This is a genomic window from Telmatocola sphagniphila, assembly GCF_018398935.1.
Classification (GTDB): Bacteria; Planctomycetota; Planctomycetia; order Gemmatales; family Gemmataceae; genus Telmatocola; species Telmatocola sphagniphila.
Genome location: NZ_CP074694.1, coordinates 4432883 through 4451860, shown reverse-complemented (window position 1 = coordinate 4451860; position 18978 = coordinate 4432883). Strand labels below are relative to the sequence as shown.

Sequence of the window (18978 nt, the reverse complement as noted above, 5' to 3'; positions counted from 1 at the left end):
GGTTGCACACCTCAATAAACTGAGTACAGGAATAGTCCTAAATGCCGACGCGTTTTCGAACTCGCATCGGCTCGAATTGACCAATACTGGAGAGACTCGGATATGGGCGCGATTGCGGAAGGAATTGTGGCTTACGCAAAGCCTCTTCTCGATCAGACGGATGGTTCTCCGGAACAGATTGAGAAAGCCTTCGCCATAGCCCAGCTGTGCTATAATCTCGCAATTTTTCCTGAAGATAGCTGGGAGAAGACGTTAAGCGACGTACAGAAGAGTTTCGCCATGAACGACGAGGAATTCGATGCATTTAAGAAATCCGTCATTATGCCCATGATCCAAAGACACCACGAAATGTTCCCGTTCTTGCATCGACGGGCTTCCGCTGGACCTTCACTAAGTGGTCCTTCGGAGCAGGAGCTTCCCAAAAGAGGGGCGCCAGCCCAAAGAATCTCTAATATCGACCGCTATGCACCATGTGCCTGCAATAGCGGCAAGAAATATAAGTTCTGTTGCGGTGCGAAGGGACGCTGATTCTCGGCTGAATACAGTTACATTCGTTTTTCCAAAAGCAAGTCGAACTTCAGGGAAGGGCAATGCATGGTGACTACCTATGAACCGCCAGCTCCAACCCGTCAATCGTCTTTCTTCTCCCAAGGCCAAGATTGCCCTGTTTCGAACGCTCTTTCGCGGACGCGACGACGTCTATGCCCGCCGGTTTGAAAGCCTCCGCACAGGCAAGTCGGGGTATGCGCTCGCGTGCGGCAACGAGTGGATACAGGGAGTATGCGAAAAGCCTCGCATCAAATGTGCCGCCTGCCCGCACCAACGATTCTTACCCGTGACTGACGATGCCGTCCGCTGGCACCTGTCCGGACAAGATGACGCGGGGCGCGACTTCGTCATGAGTGTCTACCCTTTGTTGCGCGACGAGAGGTGCTTCTTTCTGGCCATCGACTTGGACAAACAGAATTGGCGGAAGGATGCACAGGCGGTGATGGACACGTGCCGCCGCCTCGGCTTGCCGGCGGCGCTGGAGCAATCGCGAAGCGGAAACAGCGGTCATCTTTGGCTGTTCTTCGCCGAAGCAATTCCTGCCGTTCTGGCGCGCAAACTCGGGGCGTACTTGCTGACCGAAACCATGGATCGGCAGCCGGAAATTGGGTTGGATTCCTACGATCATTGCTTCCCCAACCAAGATACGCTCCCTCAAGGCGGTTTCGGCAACTCGATCGCGCTTCCTTTGCAGAAAGTATCGCGCGAACGGGGCAACAGCGTTTTCCTGGACGACGATTTCAAACCGCACGTCGACCAATGGGAGTTGCTGTCTTCGGTTCGGCGAATCGACCGAGTCGGTGCCGAGTCCATCGTCTCGCGTGCGGAAAAAGCGGGGCGGATCATCGGCGTGCGATTCGCTCCCGTAGAAGAGGACGACGCTCATTACTGGACAGTGCCTTCGGTGAGTCGTCGAAAAGAACTCCCTTGCGACGGGCCGCTGCCGAGCCGAGTCGAATTGATCCTTTGCAATCAGCTCACCATCGCCAAGGACCAACTGACTCCCAACTTGCAAAACCGTCTCGTTCGGATGGCAGCTTTTCAGAATCCCGAATTCTACAAGGCCCAAGCGATGCATCTGCCGACATTTGGCAAGCCGCGCATTATTGTTGGTGCCGAGGACCATCCGCAGCATATCGGCCTTCCTCGCGGTTGCATGGACGAAGTTCAAGCTCTCCTTGCAGATCTGCGAATAGGCATCGGCTTGCGGGATGAACGCCAGCAGGGCAAGCCGCTGGAAGCTGCGTTTCACGGCCATTTGCATGACGAACAGGAGATCGCAGCCTACGCAATGCTGGCACACGACACGGGCGTGCTCGCCGCCACAACGGCTTTTGGAAAGACCGTGGTCGCATCTTGGCTCATTGCGAAGCGAGGCGTTAACACTTTGGTTCTCGTGCATCTCCGGCAGTTGATGGAGCAATGGGTGCAGCGTTTGGCAACGTTTCTGAATCTGCCGCCCAAAGAAATTGGTCAAATCGGCGGCGGGCGCAAGAAACCGACCGGCTTGCTGGATGTGGCGTTAATTCAAAGCTTATCGCGACAAGGAGCCGGACTCGATTTGCTCGGGGATTACGGGCATCTCGTCGTGGACGAATGCCACCATCTGCCCGCGGCCAGTTTCGAGCAAGTCGTCCGCCTGGCAAAATCCAGATTCGTCACCGGCCTATCCGCCACAGTTGCTCGAAAAGATGGCCATCATCCGATGATTTTCATGCAGTGCGGACCCATTCGATATCGAGTCGATGCCAAGAAGCAGGCAGCTGAGCGTCCCTTCGTGCATACCGTCCATGTCCGGCCGACGGGCTTTTGTTCTCAGGGAATTGTCGCTGAAGATCGGCGCGTCCAATTTCAAGAGTTGCATTCAGAATTGGTTGTAGATCCGGTTCGCAACCGGTTCATCTGCGCTGACGTGCTTCAGGCCGTTGCCGAGGGCCGGTCGCCTTTGGTATTGACCGAACGCAACGAGCATCTCGACCTGCTGGCTGAGCAATTATCCAGCACCGTTCGGCATCTGATTGTGATGCGCGGAGGCATGAGTAGAAAAGAAATCGGCGAAGGTGCCGGCAAATTAGCAGCAATTCCCGAATGCGAGCCGCGTGTCTTGCTCGCAACCGGACGCTATATCGGCGAAGGCTTCGACGATCCGCGCCTGGATACCCTATTTCTAACACTGCCGATTTCGTGGCGCGGCACAATCGCGCAATATGTAGGCCGGCTGCACAGGCTGTATCATAGCAAACGCGAAGTGCGCGTGTACGACTATGTCGACCTGAACGTACCCATGCTGGCTCGTATGTTCGACCGGCGTTGCCGCGGCTACGAGGCTGTGGGTTATACGATTTTGCTCCCTGCCAGCGCGGTGCCGGGTTGGCCGGCGAGCGTTCCTTTGCCCGTCGATCCACAATGGAAAGCGGACTACGCAGCCAGCGTCCAGCGGCTGATCCGCGACGGCGTCGATGCTCCCTTGGCGAACCTGTTCACGCAAGCGGCAACGTCGGTCGCTTTCGAAGCTAATGAAATCGATCGTGCCCGCAGCGCAAGCGAGGCTTTTCTCTATCAACGTTTACAGACCCTTCCCGCAACAACCGGGCGGTTTAGACTGAACGCTGAACTGCCGATTCCCTTCGACGGCAACGGCAGAATGGAAGTGGATCTGCTATACGCCGAAGCCCGGCTCGCCATTGAGTTGGACGGCGCCCAGCACTTCGACAGCCCGGAAGCTTATCGCCGCGACCGCCGCAAGGATATGCACTTGCAGGAGCATGGCTATTTCGTATTGCGCTTCCTGGCCGAAGACGTCGGCAAGCAACTCAACAGCGTGCTCGATACGATTCTTCGCGCTCTGTCGCACCACCAGCAGAAAGCTTTTGGAAATTCCGAGTCGAACGGCGGCTGAGTCAAACGATCAATCTCCCAATAAAGGACAGTTGGAACGCGAGAATTCGCATCTCACTCGACTGACCCGAAATGGAGGTACTCGCACTGAACTGCAATTTTGTCGTAATGAGAGGGACAACGGAATTTGAACCTCAAAACGACTTGCTAACAAAGAGGTTACGTCAAATCCAATGAAAAATCATGGCAATGAAGCCAGTCTTTTGAACGAAATCAACCCGTGATACCCGCCCATTATTTAGCAATGAGAAAGCCCTTCGACGTACTCGCCGAAGGGCTTCTTTTAAAAAACAGTCGGGCTGACAGGATTTGAACCTGCGACCTCTTGGTCCCGAACCAAGCGCTCTACCAAGCTGAGCTACAGCCCGAATTTGGAAGGCATATCCTACGTTCATGCCTCGATTTGTCAACCCGATAACTTCCTCGGACAACTCCACCCAAACTCATAGATCCTCCCGCCCCGCTTCGGGTTCACGAGCACTTCCTGGCCGCGCCGAGAGCAACGATCCTGACGGTCTTACGCATTACACTTCTTGAATCATAATCCGCGAAATCGTCAGTTTCCTTCTTGGCGGCGCTTCACATTGCCGATCACAAAAAATAGCAAATTTGGATGAAGTAAAGAACTTTCGATGGACGAAAGAAAATGCGAAGGATGTAACGGAGCTTCCCGAACGGAATCTTTTGCCAGAATTTCCCAGCTCCCCGATGTACACATTTTTGTCCGTCGGTTAACCTAAATTCGAGGGTCCCTCCATGAAGCGTTGGAATTTGTATTTAGCCCTGACGTTCACCCTGATCATCGGAGCCTGGGGTTGCTCGCGCAGCACCACCGCCAGCGTTGCGATGACCGAACGACTGCAATCTCTGGAAGCCAAAACCATCCGTCTGGAAGAAGATTTCAAAACCTCCAGCGCTCAACGGGACCAGTTTCGCAAAAAGCTGATGATGGAAGAAGAATCGCGCGCCCAATTGCAGGCCGAAGTCGATCGTCTGCAGGCCACCGTTAAAGAATTGAATCTGGTGAAAACCGAATTGGCCGTGCGTACGGCCGAGCGGAACGACCTCCAGAACCAGTACGACTCCTTCCGCAAGAGTCTCCGCGACATTCTCAGCCAGGCCGACGCCAGCGCGAATGCCGGGAAGAAGCAGAACGTTCCCGCGATTCCCACTTCAGGACTCAAGGAAGACGCCAAGATTCAGACGATCCCGGCGGCCATCCTCGAGGCCAAGAAAAAATCGGGCCTGTAATTCCGGTCTAGGGATCGATCAGAATCTGGGGCTGGGCCTGCCGCCATAGCGCATCCGTAATCCGCTGATATTCACTATCCAGTATCTGGTTGGTGAGTTTTCGGCGGATTTCCGCTTGGAGTTTATCGTTGAAGGGCCTCAAGCCGGGATACACCCGCTCCACCACTTTCACAATGTGGAAGCCGTTGTCGGTTTCAATCAATTTAGACTCGTTCGGCTTCAGGGCAAAGAGCGTTTCCTCGCACTCCGGCGGCCGAATTTCTCCGCGCTTCTCCCCGGCTCCCATGCTCTTGCGGAACTTGCTGTCTCCCTTGTCGTACTGCTCGCCGAGTTTCGCGAAGTCCTCGCCAGCCTTCACATGTTCCAGTATGGCCATCGCGTACTTGCGGGCCTCGCCTGGTTTACTGTTGTCGAAAATCGATTTGCTGATGAACATATCGTTCCACTTCACGCTCTCTTCGACTTTGAATTCATCCGAGTGCTTGTCGTAATAATCGTGGATATCCGCAATGCTGATGAGTTCCTTCTTGGGCTTCATCAATTCCTGCAGATAAATGTTCTTGATGAAATCCCGTTCGATCTGACGGCGCAGGCCGGCCAGCGAGATCCCTTGTAGATCGAGTAGTTTGACGAACTCTTCCTCGGTATCGATCTTGCGATTCTTCCGATATTCCTTCAGCTTCTTGTCGGCCTCTTCCTTCGCGACCTTCTTGATTTCCTGCTGCGCCTTATCGTTTTTGGCCTTCTTCAGCTTCACCATTAATTCGTCGATGATCAGTTCCCGATCGATCAACTTCTTGAGCTCTTCCCAGTAAATCTGCTTTTCTTTGGTTCGACGGGCATCGCCGACCAGTTGATAGAATTCGCCCGCCCGCTGCGCGACGACTTCTTTCACTTCCCGGTCGTACACGGCGGCCTCGCCGAAGCGAGCCACCACGCGAACCTGCAGATCGGCTTTGAATTCTTCATTCACTACCGGCTGGATCACCTGCGGAGCCGGTTGAGCGGGCGCGGCCAGCGGAGCCGGTTGATCCGGCGGTGACTGCGAACGCGCGGTCAGTTTGTTGCCAGAGTTGTCGTCTGGTTTATCCAGCGCCTTGCTGGCGCGGTCCATGGCGTCTTTTTCACGCTCTTTATTAATACCGCTGGTTTGACCGGTGCCGGGCGTGCAACAGCCCGCGGCCAACAGGGTAACGAGCGGCAAAGCCGCAATCCATTCGAAGGATGTCCCACGCAAGTCCATTCGGGAGGCTCCTTCCACTTCCGAAGTGGAATCCATTCCTATTTTGACTCTTCGCTTATAGCGGCCGGACGGGAAGACGCAAGTCGAACTGCAGATTGGACGACGGAGGCAAGAATTTGATCGTGTTTATACGGATAATGGAAGCGGCCAGATTGCGCCGTTTATCCCAACCGATTCTTTTAATGTGCGATGGAGAGATAGGAATTAAAAAAGCTCCCGGATCGAAGCGAACTTCCAACCGGGAGCAGCGAAATACGGGCAATCTATCAGCGTTTGGGGAAGACGGGGATTGCAGGAAGTTTCTTCTCGTCCGTCTTCAGTTTTTCCAGCATCACCTCAATCGCCTTGTTCAGTTGCTGGTCGATCCCGGCGTATTCCTTGGCGGGATCGTTATCCTGAACGATATCCGGATCAACGCCATGACCTTCGATAATCCATTCCTTACCGGCCACGTCGAATCGGCTGAACTCTGGTTTGCTCAGCGTGCCGCCATCCAACAGAGGTAGCGAACCGCGAATGCCGACCACGCCGCCCCAGCTTCGCTTGCCGATCAGTGGCCCCAGCTTGTAGTGCTTAAAGCGATAGGGGAAAAGGTCGCCATCCGAAGCGGAGTATTCATTCAGCAGGCAGCACATCGGTCCGTAGAAAGTCCCTCCCGGATCGACAGTCGGCTGAGCGTTGCGAGCGATACCGACCATGGCAATTTCCCGGCGCAGCCGGTCGATCAGCATGGGGGAGACGTTGCCGCCGCCGTTGCCGCGCATGTCGATGATCAAGGCTTTCTTGCCCAACTGCGGATAGTAGTACTTCACGAACTCGTTCAGGCCGACCTGCGACATATCGGGGACATGAATGTAGCCCACTTTGCCATTGGTGGCCTCGCTGACCTTCTTGATGTTGGCCTGCACCCAGTCATAGTAATACAGATCGTGTTCGTTGCCGATGGGAGTCACCGTCACCGTGCGAGCGCCCTTCATATTCGGCTCTTTGTTCACCTTCAATTGAACCGGTTTGTCGACGGTGTTGATCAGCAGTTCATAGATGCTCTTCACTTCGTTGACCGGCACATTATTCACCGCGACGATATATTCCCCTTCCTTGACTTCGTTACCCATTTCCGTCAAAGGGGAACGTAGCGATTTGCTCCAGTTGGCTCCCTTGAGGATCTTGGCCACCTGAACGTAGCGGGTTTCCGGATGCAGCTTCAACTGAGCTCCCAGCAGACCCATGGGAATTTTCGTCACAGCCGGGACATCGCCGCCGCCGACGTAGCAATGCCCGGCGTTCAATTCGCCGATCATTTCCCCGATGAGGTAGCTCAGATCGTAGCGATGTTGAACGTAGGGCAGCAAAACTTCATACTTCTTTTTGACGCCGACCCAATCGACGCCGTGCAGATTGGGATCGTAGAAGAAGTCCCGCATCTGTCGCCAGCATTCGTAGTAGATCTGCTTCCATTCGGCATGGCGATCGAGCTTGACTTCCAGGCCCGAAAGATCCATGTGCTTGAATTCGAAAGAGGCCCGGGGCAGATCGATGATGCCGTAGTTGCCGCCCTTGGAAACCATCATCTTCTTGCCGTCGGCGGAGATGTCGTAGTTGTCCACGGTACCGAGACTGAGTTCCTTATTCCCGCCCAGATCGTAGGCGTGGAAGGATCGTGGCATGCGGAAACCGCCGCGGGTGTAGTAGAGCAGTCCGCCCGCGGAATGGAGATTATTGTAATTGGCGACCGGTACCGGCAGGCTCAGCACGCGATCTTTGATACCGTCCAGATCGACTTTCACGTTAAGCGGTTCGCTGGGTTTGGAGGCGGCCGGTTTTTCGTTCACTTCATCCGATTTGGGCTTGAAGGGATTTTCGGTGTCGCTGGCCAGCGACACGAAATAGATCCGCGAGGTTTCCAGATAAGCGTGATTCCATTCCGTGCTGCTATAAATGGGGTTGAAATCCCGGCTCGAGACGAAGAACAGCCATTTGCCATCGGAGCTGAAGCAGGGGTTCGAGGCGGCTTGCCAGCCATCGGTAATTTCCGTGGTGGTGTTTTTCTCAACCGAATAGAGAAAAATCTTGTTCATCGTTTCGGATTCGGGTTTCGCATAGGCGATCCACTTGCTGTCGGGGCTCCAGGTGAAATCGCGAATTTCGAAATCCTTCGCTTGAACCACCTGCGTCACTTTTTTGCTCTCGACGTCGACGAATTGCAGACGAAGCTTCTTGTCGCTCCAGAGAATCTTCTTCGAATCGGGCGAGTAATCGATCTCGTACTTGTAGGTGTCGGCCCCGCTGGTCAGTGCCTTGGGGCTATCGCTGCCATCCTGGGGAATGGTGTAAATCTCATCTTCGCCGCTCTGATCCGAAACGAAAGCAATCGACTTGCCGTCAGGGGACCAGGCGGCATTGCGTTCGTGAACGCCGGGCGAATTCGTCAAATTGCGAGTGAAGCCCTGATTGGCTGGGACGCTGAAGATTTCGCCTCGAGCGCCGATCGCCGCCCGCTTGCCATCGGGCGAAACGCTGAAACTAGTGACTTCCTTCGAAACGTTCTTAAGCACGTTGCGACCGGTGTTCAGGTCATCCAGAACGCGAATGGTGATTTTCTCGGCTTTTTCCGATTCCAGATCCATCTTGTACAGGGCGCCACCCAGTTCGAAAACGATGGCCTTGTTCCCCAGTGAAGGGAATTTGATGTCGTAATCCTTGAAGTGGGTGACCTGTCGGGTCGTCTTGGCGACCGTGTCGTAACAGAACAGGTTGAATCGTTTGTTTTCATCGCGATCCGAGAGGTAATAGATTTTCGTGCCGGCCCACATCGGGAAAATATCCTGGGCATCGACATTGGTGATCTGTTCCGAAGTCTTAGTTTTGAAATCGTAGATCCAGACATCGTCGGCCATGCCGCCGCGGTAGCGCTTCCAGGTTCGGAATTCTCGGAAGACGCGGTTGTAGGCCAGCTTGCTGTCATTGGGAGAATAAGAAGCGAAGCCGCCGCGCGGTAACGGCAGCGGTTCGGACATGCCACCCTCGGTGCTGACCGTGTAAAGTTGACCGATGAAGTCGTTGAAGCTGGCCATGCGGCCGCGGTAGATGATGCTCTTACCGTCGTTTTTCCAGCCCATCACCACGTTGTTGGGGCCCATGCGGTCGGACACATCGTCCCGGCTGAGCGTCGCCGTGAAGGTCAGACGCTTGGGAATGCCTCCTTCGGCTGGTATCGAATAAACTTCGGTATTGCCATCGTACTGGCCGGTGAACGCAATCGTCTTTCCGTCCGGCGAGAAACGCGGGAAAATCTCATAACCTTCGTGGCTGGTCAATTTGCGGGCAATTCCCCCCTGCGCGGAGACGGTATAGAGATTCCCGGCATAACTGAAAACAACCGTATCGTTGTGAATGGCGGGGAACCGCAGAAGTAGTGTTTCACTTTGAGCCTGGATGGGGATTGTAAATACAAGGCTGCACAAAAATGCGAACAGACCTTTCCGCATGGAGAACCTCGAAGAAGTAATCAAATCACTGGGAAGCATTATGATTGACGAAAAATAGGCAAAAGATCAACCGCCATTCTCCAAATTGCCCAACAAGCAACACCGTCAAGGATGGAATAATCCGATTTGTCCTTGGGTTCTTGCAGGGGATCGGTTAAAAAGGGAGGTATGTTTATCAGCCTAATTGTAATAGTAAACACCCTCTTTATTCCACCTGTCCCGCAAGGGGAGAATGGGAAGAATTCGCCCTCGATCCCGCGGTTGCGCGATGCCCAGGGGGATCTCCTGCCCGAGGGGGCCATCGCCCGGCTCGGTTCGAATCGCTGGCGTCTGGCCAATTCCTCCCAGTCTTTACTTTTCACCCACAACGGTCAATATCTCATGTCCTCGGGCACGGCACTCGAACAGTTCGATGCAAAAACCGGCAAGAATTTAACTCTATCCCAGATCGGCTTTCCAGGGATGGGCTTCTCGGGAAATCATGTCGCAGCTTCCCTGGATGACCGCTATGTGTTCACGGCGCTCGACGGACCCGGCTACCTCTTGCAGTTCGATATGCGCACCCGCAAAGCCCGGAATTTGCTGTCCCAGGACAACAGCCAACCCCGAAATTCCTTCATGGAGCTGAGTGGTAACGGGAAAATAGGTTTGAAAATGGAGCTTCTCAATGCGCCCAATGGAGCGGGCGGGCGCATTGAAGTCTCCAAAATTACTGTAGGCCCCCCTCTTAAGATTCAAAAGCTCGAGCAGCGACTTTTGTGGAACGGGAACGTCTTGCGCAGCCTGTCGTACTCCGGTCGATTCGCCGCGATGGTCGAAACGCGCGATCAGGGCTTTGAAACTTTCACGAATGATTTTGTTTTCTGGGATCTGGAGACTAACAGGCGGCTTCGCTATGCCGTCCACAATTGCCATTCGGAGCCGCTGCACTTTTTCTTCACGCCCGATGAAGAAAGTCTGGTCGTCCGCTATCCCGAGGGCTTTCAGGTGATTGCGAATCCGCACCGCGATCCGGCAGGTCGGGGTCGGGTGATCGTCCGCAAACAACTTGACACCCGGTTGGACGCGAATAATGGAACGAATCTTGTGCCCATCGCGATGATCGACAACAAGCAGATTTGCTTCGTCGATCTCTCCGGGGCCTTGTGCCTTTCGGAGTTCCCGTCCTTCAAGCCGATCTGGAAACAGTGGAATACCAACGGTTCGGGCAACGTCAGCTGCATGACCTTCACGCCGGATCGTAAAAAAATTGCCTTTGCAACCGAGTTGGGGCGCGTGATCCGCTTTCTGGATAGGGCCACGGGCAGGGAGCTGATCGATCCGGGGCATACCGAAACGATTTCCTCGCTCAAGTTTCATCCCACGCTTCCGCTTCTGGTCTCCGCCGCTAGCCAGAATTTGCGAATCTGGAGCTGGCGGCCCAAATCCCATTTCGCGGAAGAACGGGAAAGCGGCAGCAACCCTTATACGTTTCGCACTCACAGCAACCTGAATCTTCACCCCAGACAATCGCAGCAACCTTATGGCGGGATCAATGCTTTCAATTTTATCGATGGAGGCAATCGACTCGCCGCCATCACGACCGAGAACCAGATAATCGACTACGATCTGCGCAGCGGTCGGCGATTGAATACCCGTCAGTTCCCAGCGGAGAATACCGGGGCCATCGTCCTCTCGGCCGATGGACAGGCCGCCGTGCTTCAGGACTTTGTGAATCGCAAGATTTCAGTCTTGCGGGGCGACTCCGCGAAGCTTCTGGATGTGGAAATGAGCCGGGTCAACTTCCGCGATTTTTCATTCAGCAATGATGGAAAAATCATCGCCTGTCTGCTTCAGCCGAATACCCTCTTGTACTTCGATGCCGAAACGGGGAAGAGAATCCCCGCCGAAAAACGCCCCGGGGCAGCCTTCAGCAAGGAATGCCGATTTCTGAACAATCTCAATAACACCCTGTTCAATAACGAGATCGCCGCCCGGTTGATCGATCTGCAGAGCAGTCGAACCTGGAATCCGGTGGTTCCCAGCCTTCAATGCGCGGCCTTCACCCGGGACGGCCGCTATTGCTTGAGCATCGATGCAGGCGAACAGAAAATCCAGATGACCGAGATCGTGACGGGCAAAATCGTGCGCTCCTGGTTGTATAGCCGACCGGGAGAGAACACTTCGGTGAACGATTGTGAGTTTTCCGGCGATTCCCGTTTCTTTGCCACGGCTCTGGAAAGCGGTGTGATTCTACTTTGGGATATCGATCCGCAGTCTCCCCGTTATCGGACTCCTGCGCCCGCCAATTTCGATCAGATGTATCAAGCCATGAAAGGAAAGGACGCCACTCGCTGGTACGCCGCGTTGGGCTTCGCCTTAAATCAACCCGCGGAGACCCTCCAGTACTTCAAAACCCACTTCAAGCCGCACCCCGGACCGGATGCCGTTCGGGTGGCGCAGTGGCACAATCAATTGAAGGATCGCAAGTATAGACTCCGGCAGGAAGCTTATGCCGAGCTCGTCAAACTCACTCCGATCTTGCCGGGATGGCTGGAAAAGAAGTTGCAGGAATCCCGGGATCTGGACGAAAGGGAATGGCTCAAGCAGATGCAGGAGCAGCCGATTTTTCCACGTCAGGCGAACGATGAGATATTGGCAGTGCGACTGGTGGAATGCGTTGAGAAAATCGGTACCCCCGAAGCCTGGGAGTACCTGCGAGAGCTAGCGAAGGGGGCGGACTGGTCCGGGCTCATGGCACGACTGGCGTTGGAACGCCAGAATTGAAAATCTCTTCTTAAACGAACTCATTTTTCCTCGCTGAGTCTGGAAAGTCAGGATATGCATTCCAGCCCGGCGAAATTTTCAAAACGGCGAACTTACTGATTACCGCCCGGTCCGCCCGGTCCACCTGGTCCGGGTTTGCCTCCGGGTCGTCCTGGGCCAGCGGGCGGACCACCCGGGGGCCCCCCAGGAGGTCCACCGGGAGGTCCGCCCGGCGCACCTGGACCTGAATTTCGGGGCGCTCCGCCACCCAAATTACCGCCTCCTCCGGGAACACCGGCAGCGAAGCGATTTACGAGCCCGACGACATTTTTGTAATTGGTCTTGAAGTATTCCGTGGCCAAATTGCCGCTCCGACTGGTACCGCGGTACTCGAGCAGATCGTTGATCATGTTTCGAATCTCATTGCTCATGGCCCCGATTTGATTGCCCGCCCGAGTGATCTGAGTTTTCTGCTCATCCGTGTAGGTGCCGTTGCCGAGCAACTTTTTGACATCATCAGCGGAACTCATCAGACTGAGAATCGATACTTCCACCTGTTCGGATTGCGTTCGGACTGTGTAAGCCATCTGCACCGGCTGGGGGGCCGAATCCAGTCTCATTCCTTTGAAGATATTATTGGCGCTCGTCCCCCATCCTTTGGACATCACGCAGAAGAAATCGGCGGTCCAGCAGACTTTCAGCAACCTCTCCGAATCTTCAGAGAGTTGATACTTCTTGATGTCTCGTTTCAGGATGTCTCCTTTGAGCATGCTCTCCGGAATGTAAAGCATGAGGTCCTTTTCCGGAAAGTAAAGAACTCGTTTTTGAGCATCCTTGAGTTTGTAAATGGTTTTGTCCTGTTCGGTCGCTTTCTCGGCTCCGAAACTGGTTGCCAACTTTTCGGGTTCAACTGGTACGACGAAGCGAACGGCGGTCACCGACTCGCGATCATTAGACATGATCAGGATTTTGCCGACATCGGCCTCGTTAACGCCCGCCGATTTTAACTTGGCCAGATCGACTGTCGTCAGCCCCATCACAATCTGATTGGCCTGTTTGGACGTCTGGTCGTTGTTGACGATTTCCTGGGCTTCCAACCCAACAAAAATCTCCGAGGAGGCCGGTGCAAAAGCCAGCGCGGCCACATCCATGCTGGTTTTCAGCGCCACCGTGTAAACGATGTAGCCGAAAACCCCGAAGAAGAGCAAGGAAACGACTGCCGCCGCACCGATGATGAGCCCGGCTCCCTTTTTCTTCTTTTTCTTCTTCTTCTTTTTCTTGGGCAGTCCGTCCGGACCGAGTTCCGGCACGCGTCGCTTGGGTACCGATTTGGGCTCGGGGGCTTCCTCATCCTTAGCAATTTTCTTCACCGATTTTTTGGCAACAGACGGTTTAGAAGGAGCATCTTCCTCGTCTCCGTTATCATCCACAATCAGATCTTCCGACATCTTGAATTGGCCACCGCACTTGGGACAACTAATCTTTTTCCCCTCGGCAACTTCCTTGGAACTTCGCAAGGTGGAGTCACAATGCGGACAGGTGAACGCAAATGCCATCAGGTTACCCCGCTCGATATCGTAGTCTGGATGATTTATACAATCTTAACGAAACCGGGGCAGGATTCGCAAGTTACTAATTCGCTTTAACGCGTATTCGTTGTCCGGGACCAAAAGTCTGCCGACTGTACGGGCTTTAACGTAGACACTTCGCGGCTCCGCGAGCCAGATTCTTTTCATCGCTTGACGACGGCCCCCGAAACCGTCATTCTGAAAGAGAATCCACCATTGGGGAAATGTTATGAAGTCCATTCGTAGGATCTTATTCTGTCTGGTCGTTGGCCTGATCTGCACGCCGCTGGAAGCCCAGCCGCCGGCCGAGGGCGACTCGACCAAACTCAACGGCGGGTTCCGGGCCTATATCGTTCGCGATGAACGCTTCCCTCTGAACGATGAGAAGAACCGGACCGGCAAACTGCATTGCCCGGTCTGCGAAAACGGATTAAATCCTGTAATCGCTACATTTTCCCGTTCCATTCCCAAGGATGCTAATGCTCCTTTGGTCGGGCTGCTGAAAAAACAGGACGAACTTGTTCAGAAGTACACCACCAAGCGTCTGGGAAGTTTTGTAATTTTCCTGGGTCTGAAACAGCTTTATGAGGACGATCAGACTCGCGAGACCAAAATTGCCGAAGTCGCCAACTTTGGCCGACAGGTAATCCTCAAGAATATTCCCATGGGTCTGGCCGAAGCCACCGTTGTGAAGGGCGAAAAAACGGTGCCGGATGATAAAGTCACCGCCTACGGTATTGGCGAAGGGGACGACATCACGGTCATTTTCTACGACCGGCTTAAAGTGATTCAGCGTTGGAAATTTGCTGCCGACAAAGGACCGACCGAAGAAGACCTCAAAGCGATTGAAGACGCGGTTGCGGCCCACTTCAAAAAATAAGCTCAAACGTTTTGCATAATCGGTTTCAAAACAGATTCCGGGAATAACACCCAACTGTATTCCCGGCTCAAAGCCACTTTCTGAATGGCCAGTTGATGTTCCACCTTGCTTCGCTCGGATTCTTTCTTCTCAATCTCTCCCAGTAACGGTTGCCGCAACTCGCCCGTAATCTCTTGCAACTCTCGGAACCACTTGCGACGCTCCGCCTTTCCGGTAGGCTCGGCGGCAATTAACTCCTGCTTCTTTTGCGTCCGGCCATCCTCCGCCAAGTGTCGTTGGGGGTTCCAAGTCAGGTCCCGGATTTGTCGGCCGATGTTTTGGATCCGGTCCCCTTCAATTTTCTGCCAGTCGAGCGGCAGGTGAACGGTCGCACTCACCACGCCATAACCGGGAGCTTCTATTCCCAGCCAGCGTTCAATGAGAGCGTCGGTTACTTCGTCGTATTTGCCGCCGCCGATGCCATGAATGAAACCCGCCCCGAGGAAAACTCGGGCGTAAAGCGTTGTAATCAACGCCTTGGAGCGAAGATACTTGGGATCGACGGAACTTTCCGGCGAGTGAAAATAACTCTGTCGATTATTGGCTTTTGGGTCGATGCACCAGAAGGGAGTTTCGAGAGCTGCGCCCTTTTGTCCCAAAAGCGGTACAGGGTGATTCTCGCTGCGAAGCTTATACTTCCTCCGATAGTCCAAAACTACCTGATTGTAAATCGAGCGAAAATTCTCCAGATCGTTCAGCAGGTAACGAACGAACTTCAGAAAGCTCGGCGTCTGCGACAACTGGCTGATCGGCAGTTCCCAGTTATGGCAGCCCCAATCCCGTTCGGCCTGCCGACGCGGTGCCGTCAAGGCAGTAGTTAAGTCGGTCGTTTCTCGAGCCCAATAGCGATTCAGAAGTCGGTCGGCTTTCGGTCCCAGAATCTTGTCGACTTCGTGCGGCACTTGCCGGAACAGTTCCGGTTTGCAGATATGACTTCCCTCGTAGATGCGGCCAGAGCGAGCTTCATCGAACGGCACCGCCACCGATTTGTAGCCCCCTGCGATGGCTTCGGGCACGGCCAGCACCGTCGATTTCACCAGATCGGTATCAACAATGAGATTCAGGGGAACCAGCTGATTTTCCCGGGCGATTTTGTTCAAGGCGAAGTTTTTGATCCAAACCCCGGCATGAAACAATTCGGGCTGATGACCCGCCACCAGGAGTTGATCGAATTCGATTGCGGGCAACGGTTCGCCGAGCGCTTGATGATAATTTTTCGCGGCTACCAGAGCTTCCTGACGAGCCTTTTTTCGAAAATCCGCCAGGGGAGTATGGTCGATCTCCAACGGGGAAGTTTCAAGCCGCTGGAGATTCGACGCGATCAAAGAAGGGTACTGGGCACCAGACGGAATTTCGAGAATCTTTCCATGTTCTTTAGGGGCGCGATAGAGTTCCCGCTGGTTCACAGACAGTTTTCCATAGACATCAATTCCAGGAAGTCGGTGCAGAGATTGGGTGGCAGGCAATCCCGTTCCGCTCGGGCAATTATATCCCGATAGTATTGCAGGCGCGCCTGGCTATCGTTCAGAACACCACCGAAGGCCCGATTCGGGTCGAGATAAAGTCGGGGCACGGCAATTTCTTTAATTCGCAGTTTCTGACGGGCCGCTTGCACCCACAGTTGCAACGGCATGCCCCAACCGCGCTCGGTAATCCGCAGCATTTCCAGGGCATCCCGACGGTAAGCCTTGAAACCGCAGAAGGAATCGGTGAGGTTCAATTGGAATTTCTGATTCAACTCTTCCGTAATCGTCTCATTGATATACCGGCGATCGCTCGGGGCCAGCGTATCCTGGCGGAAATCGCGAAGATAACGGCTGCCGGAAACGATATCGCACTGGTCTATCGCTTCCAGTAGAACCGGAATGCGGGAGGGTTCGTGCTGGCCGTCGCAATCCATGGTGACCAGCACATCGTAACGGTGCGCAATGGCATACCCGAAGGCGCTGACCAAGGCCGCCCCGTACCCGAGATTCCGGGCATGAGTGACGACATGCAGATCGGATTCGGAACGGAGCAGTTCACCTGTCGAATCGGTCGAACCGTCGTTGATAACCAGAATCTCGGAAGCATAGCGGCGAACCTCGCGCAGCACGTTCCGGAGAGTCTTTTCTTCATTGTAAATCGGTATGGCGGTCAGGTATCGCACGATTTAACCTCCACGTGAAGATACCGAATTCTAAGGGCACTTTCATTGAAAAGACAAATCTCTTACACGAAATTGTCATTCAAACCCCAGAAATTTCGGAATTGCCAATACTTAAGAATCTCTCCAGCACACCAGATGCCAGACACTTTTCTATAATTTCTGATGCCCTTGAAGGATTCGCCGATGCTTTTGATGAGTGTGAACAATCTGAGCCGGGCTTACGACCGCGGCCAATTGTTCGATGAAGTCAGTTTCGAGGTCTTCCATGGAGACCGCATTGGACTGGTCGGCCCCAACGGCGCCGGCAAGACGACTCTGATGCGGATTCTCTCCGGTCAGGATTCTCCGGATTCCGGCGATGTGCGCTTCCACGCCGGGGCCGAGGCAGTCATCCTCGATCAGGTCGCGGAGTTTGCTCCGGGCCGCACGCTCTTTGCCGAAGCCCAGTCGGCTTTTGCCAAATTGCTGAAAGCTCAGGAAGAACTGGTGCGCGTCGCTGAGAAGATGTCCGGCGTCAACGATCCCCAGGAACAGAAAGTCCTCGAAGCCCGCTACGAACGGCTCAACGAACAACTGCACCACAACGACGCCTACGCCCTCGACCACAAAGTCGAAACCGTGCTCGGCGGTCTGGGCTTCAACACCGTCGATTACAACCGCGATGTTCGAACTTTTTCCGGCGGCCAGCAAAGACGCCTGCTCCTGGCGAAGCTTTTGCTCGCCAGCCCCGATATCATGCTGCTCGACGAACCGAGCAACCACCTCGACATCGACACCACCCGCTGGTTGGAAGATTACCTTTCCCAGCAGCAACAAGCGATGATCGTTGTCAGCCACGACCGCTATTTCCTCAACAAGGTCGTCAACAAGATCTTCGAACTGCACAATCGCAAGATCACCAGCTATCCCGGCAACTTCCAGCAGTACATGCGTCTCCGCGAAGAAACCTACGAGCGTCAGCTCAAGGAGTTCGAAGCTCAGAAGGAGTACATCGAAAAAGAAGAGGAGTACATTCGCCGCATTCACTATGGGCAGATGGCCCGCACCGCTCAGTCGCGAATGAAGAAGCTCGACAAGATCGAACGCTTTGAGGCTCCCACCAAAATCACCGCACCCGATATGCGCTTCGGACCGGTCGTGCGCGCTGGCGACATCATCTTCCAGGTCGAAAATGTCGGCAAAGCCTTTGGCGAGAAGCGACTCTTTACTGATCTCAGCTTCGATCTGCAGCGCGGCAAACGGCTCGGCATCATGGGGCCCAACGGCTGCGGCAAAACCACACTTCTGAAAATCCTCCTCGGCGAAGAAAAACCGACCGAAGGACGGGTCAAAAAAGGAGCCCTCACCGAGTTAGGCTATCTCGATCAGCACCTGAAGCTCCTCGACGAAAACAAATCGATCATGCAGGCGGCCTGGCCCGAAGGCGACCCCAGTATGACCGAGCAAAAGATGCGCGATCTGCTCGGCCGCTTCGGCTTGTCCGGAAGGATCATCGAACAACCGGTTCGCGAATGCAGTGGCGGTGAAAAAAGTCGTACCGCGATGGCCCGGCTCGTCGTACTCGGTGCGAACGTGCTGATTCTGGACGAACCGACCAACCACCTCGATATCTGGGCCTGCGAAGCGCTCGAAGAGGCCGTGTTAGCTTTTGAAGGCACGGTAATCGTGGTCAGCCACGATCGCTACTTCCTCAATCGCGTCTCCGATATTCTGCTGGTCATGGAGCCGGGCCGCGTCGAAGTCGTCTATGGCAACTACGACACCTACGAACTACTCCGGGCCAACCGCGAAGCGGCCGCCAAGGAGGAAGCCGAGCGGAAAGTCGCCCGGGAAGCGGCCAAGAATAAGCCGGCCGCCGTCAATAACGCTAACCCTGCCAAACCGACCAAGAAAAAGCGAAAGTTCCCCTATCGCAAAGTGGAAGAGCTGGAAGCGGAGATTCTGGAACTGGAAATCCGCTCGGCCGAGATCGAGACGGCTTTGAATTCCGCCGATCTTTACCGCGACGCCAACCGCATGAAGGAGACTTTGCAGGACGCGGAAGACACTAAGGTCCAATTGCAAAGACTTTATGAACATCTCGAAGAAGCCATGGAATTGAATTAGCACTTCCAAAGACGATTGGAATATGGTTAGATAGTGCTTCAACACCTCGCACGGCGGCTATG

At 54.4% G+C, this 18978-nt stretch carries 11 protein-coding genes and 1 tRNA gene; 6 read left to right on the top strand and 6 right to left on the bottom strand.

Features of this window, described 5'->3' with window-relative positions; all coding sequences use genetic code 11:
- The first annotated feature begins 102 nt into the window (after positions 1–102).
- Both KIH39_RS17795 and KIH39_RS17790 read left to right on the top strand, forming a co-directional pair.
- The gene (locus KIH39_RS17795; protein ID WP_213494580.1) at positions 103–528 is read left to right on the top strand and encodes a hypothetical protein; all 426 of its coding nucleotides are present in this window, start codon (positions 103–105) and stop codon (positions 526–528) included.
- A 79-nt stretch (positions 529–607) separates the two neighbouring features.
- Positions 608–3448 carry a TOTE conflict system archaeo-eukaryotic primase domain-containing protein gene (locus tag KIH39_RS17790; RefSeq protein WP_213494578.1) on the top strand — a complete coding sequence of 947 codons (2841 nt, stop codon included), beginning with the start codon at positions 608–610 and terminating at the stop codon, positions 3446–3448.
- A gap of 293 nt (positions 3449–3741) precedes the next feature.
- On the opposite strand, the gene KIH39_RS17785 is transcribed toward KIH39_RS17790, so the two are convergent.
- Positions 3742–3815, bottom strand: a tRNA-Pro gene (locus tag KIH39_RS17785).
- A gap of 388 nt (positions 3816–4203) precedes the next feature.
- Here KIH39_RS17785 and KIH39_RS17780 point away from each other — a divergent pair.
- Positions 4204–4698, top strand: coding sequence for a hypothetical protein (locus tag KIH39_RS17780; RefSeq protein ID WP_213494576.1), 495 nt, complete (start codon positions 4204–4206; stop codon positions 4696–4698).
- 7 nt (positions 4699–4705) lie between these two features.
- On the opposite strand, the gene KIH39_RS17775 is transcribed toward KIH39_RS17780, so the two are convergent.
- Positions 4706–5977, bottom strand: a complete 1272-nt coding sequence (locus tag KIH39_RS17775) for a peptidylprolyl isomerase (RefSeq protein WP_213494575.1) — start codon at positions 5975–5977, stop codon at positions 4706–4708.
- 230 nt (positions 5978–6207) lie between these two features.
- The gene (locus KIH39_RS17770; protein ID WP_213494574.1) at positions 6208–9429 is read right to left on the bottom strand and encodes a S41 family peptidase; all 3222 of its coding nucleotides are present in this window, start codon (positions 9427–9429) and stop codon (positions 6208–6210) included.
- 168 nt (positions 9430–9597) lie between these two features.
- Here KIH39_RS17770 and KIH39_RS17765 point away from each other — a divergent pair, with 168 nt between their 5' ends.
- A complete protein-coding gene (locus tag KIH39_RS17765; protein WP_213494573.1) occupies positions 9598–12195 on the top strand; it encodes a WD40 repeat domain-containing protein in 2598 nt (865 codons plus the stop codon).
- 92 nt (positions 12196–12287) lie between these two features.
- On the opposite strand, the gene KIH39_RS17760 is transcribed toward KIH39_RS17765, so the two are convergent.
- Positions 12288–13730 carry a hypothetical protein gene (locus KIH39_RS17760; RefSeq protein ID WP_213494572.1) on the bottom strand — a complete coding sequence of 481 codons (1443 nt, stop codon included), beginning with the start codon at positions 13728–13730 and terminating at the stop codon, positions 12288–12290.
- 241 nt (positions 13731–13971) lie between these two features.
- On the opposite strand from KIH39_RS17760, the gene KIH39_RS17755 reads away from it, so the two are divergent.
- Positions 13972–14622 carry a hypothetical protein gene (locus KIH39_RS17755; RefSeq protein ID WP_213494571.1) on the top strand — a complete coding sequence of 217 codons (651 nt, stop codon included), beginning with the start codon at positions 13972–13974 and terminating at the stop codon, positions 14620–14622.
- A gap of 2 nt (positions 14623–14624) precedes the next feature.
- On the opposite strand, the gene KIH39_RS17750 is transcribed toward KIH39_RS17755, so the two are convergent.
- Together KIH39_RS17750 and KIH39_RS17745 are read right to left on the bottom strand one after the other, a co-directional pair.
- Entirely contained in the window at positions 14625–16067 is a 1443-nt protein-coding gene (locus tag KIH39_RS17750) for an OmpH family outer membrane protein (RefSeq protein ID WP_213494570.1), read from the bottom strand.
- A complete protein-coding gene (locus KIH39_RS17745; protein ID WP_213494568.1) occupies positions 16064–16810 on the bottom strand; it encodes a glycosyltransferase family 2 protein in 747 nt (248 codons plus the stop codon). The genes KIH39_RS17750 and KIH39_RS17745 overlap by 4 nt, the downstream gene beginning before the upstream one ends.
- A 183-nt stretch (positions 16811–16993) precedes the next feature.
- On the opposite strand from KIH39_RS17745, the gene abc-f reads away from it, so the two are divergent.
- On the top strand, positions 16994–18916 hold the full coding sequence (abc-f, locus tag KIH39_RS17740) for a ribosomal protection-like ABC-F family protein (RefSeq protein WP_213494567.1): 1923 nt from the start codon (positions 16994–16996) through the stop codon (positions 18914–18916).
- The last annotated feature ends 62 nt before the right edge of the window (positions 18917–18978 follow it).

What these genes read in the sequence shown, in the direction of transcription:
- KIH39_RS17780 (WP_213494576.1), top strand. Translation starts at nt 4,204, where the DNA reads ATGAAGCGTTGGAATTTGTATTTAGCCCTGACGTTCACCCTGATCATC.
- KIH39_RS17770 (WP_213494574.1), bottom strand. Translation starts at nt 9,429, where the DNA reads ATGCGGAAAGGTCTGTTCGCATTTTTGTGCAGCCTTGTATTTACAATC.
- KIH39_RS17775 (WP_213494575.1), bottom strand. Translation starts at nt 5,977, where the DNA reads ATGGATTCCACTTCGGAAGTGGAAGGAGCCTCCCGAATGGACTTGCGT.
- KIH39_RS17760 (WP_213494572.1), bottom strand. Translation starts at nt 13,730, where the DNA reads ATGGCATTTGCGTTCACCTGTCCGCATTGTGACTCCACCTTGCGAAGT.
- KIH39_RS17765 (WP_213494573.1), top strand. Translation starts at nt 9,598, where the DNA reads ATGTTTATCAGCCTAATTGTAATAGTAAACACCCTCTTTATTCCACCT.
- abc-f (WP_213494567.1), top strand. Translation starts at nt 16,994, where the DNA reads ATGCTTTTGATGAGTGTGAACAATCTGAGCCGGGCTTACGACCGCGGC.
- KIH39_RS17755 (WP_213494571.1), top strand. Translation starts at nt 13,972, where the DNA reads ATGAAGTCCATTCGTAGGATCTTATTCTGTCTGGTCGTTGGCCTGATC.
- KIH39_RS17790 (WP_213494578.1), top strand. Translation starts at nt 608, where the DNA reads ATGAACCGCCAGCTCCAACCCGTCAATCGTCTTTCTTCTCCCAAGGCC.
- KIH39_RS17795 (WP_213494580.1), top strand. Translation starts at nt 103, where the DNA reads ATGGGCGCGATTGCGGAAGGAATTGTGGCTTACGCAAAGCCTCTTCTC.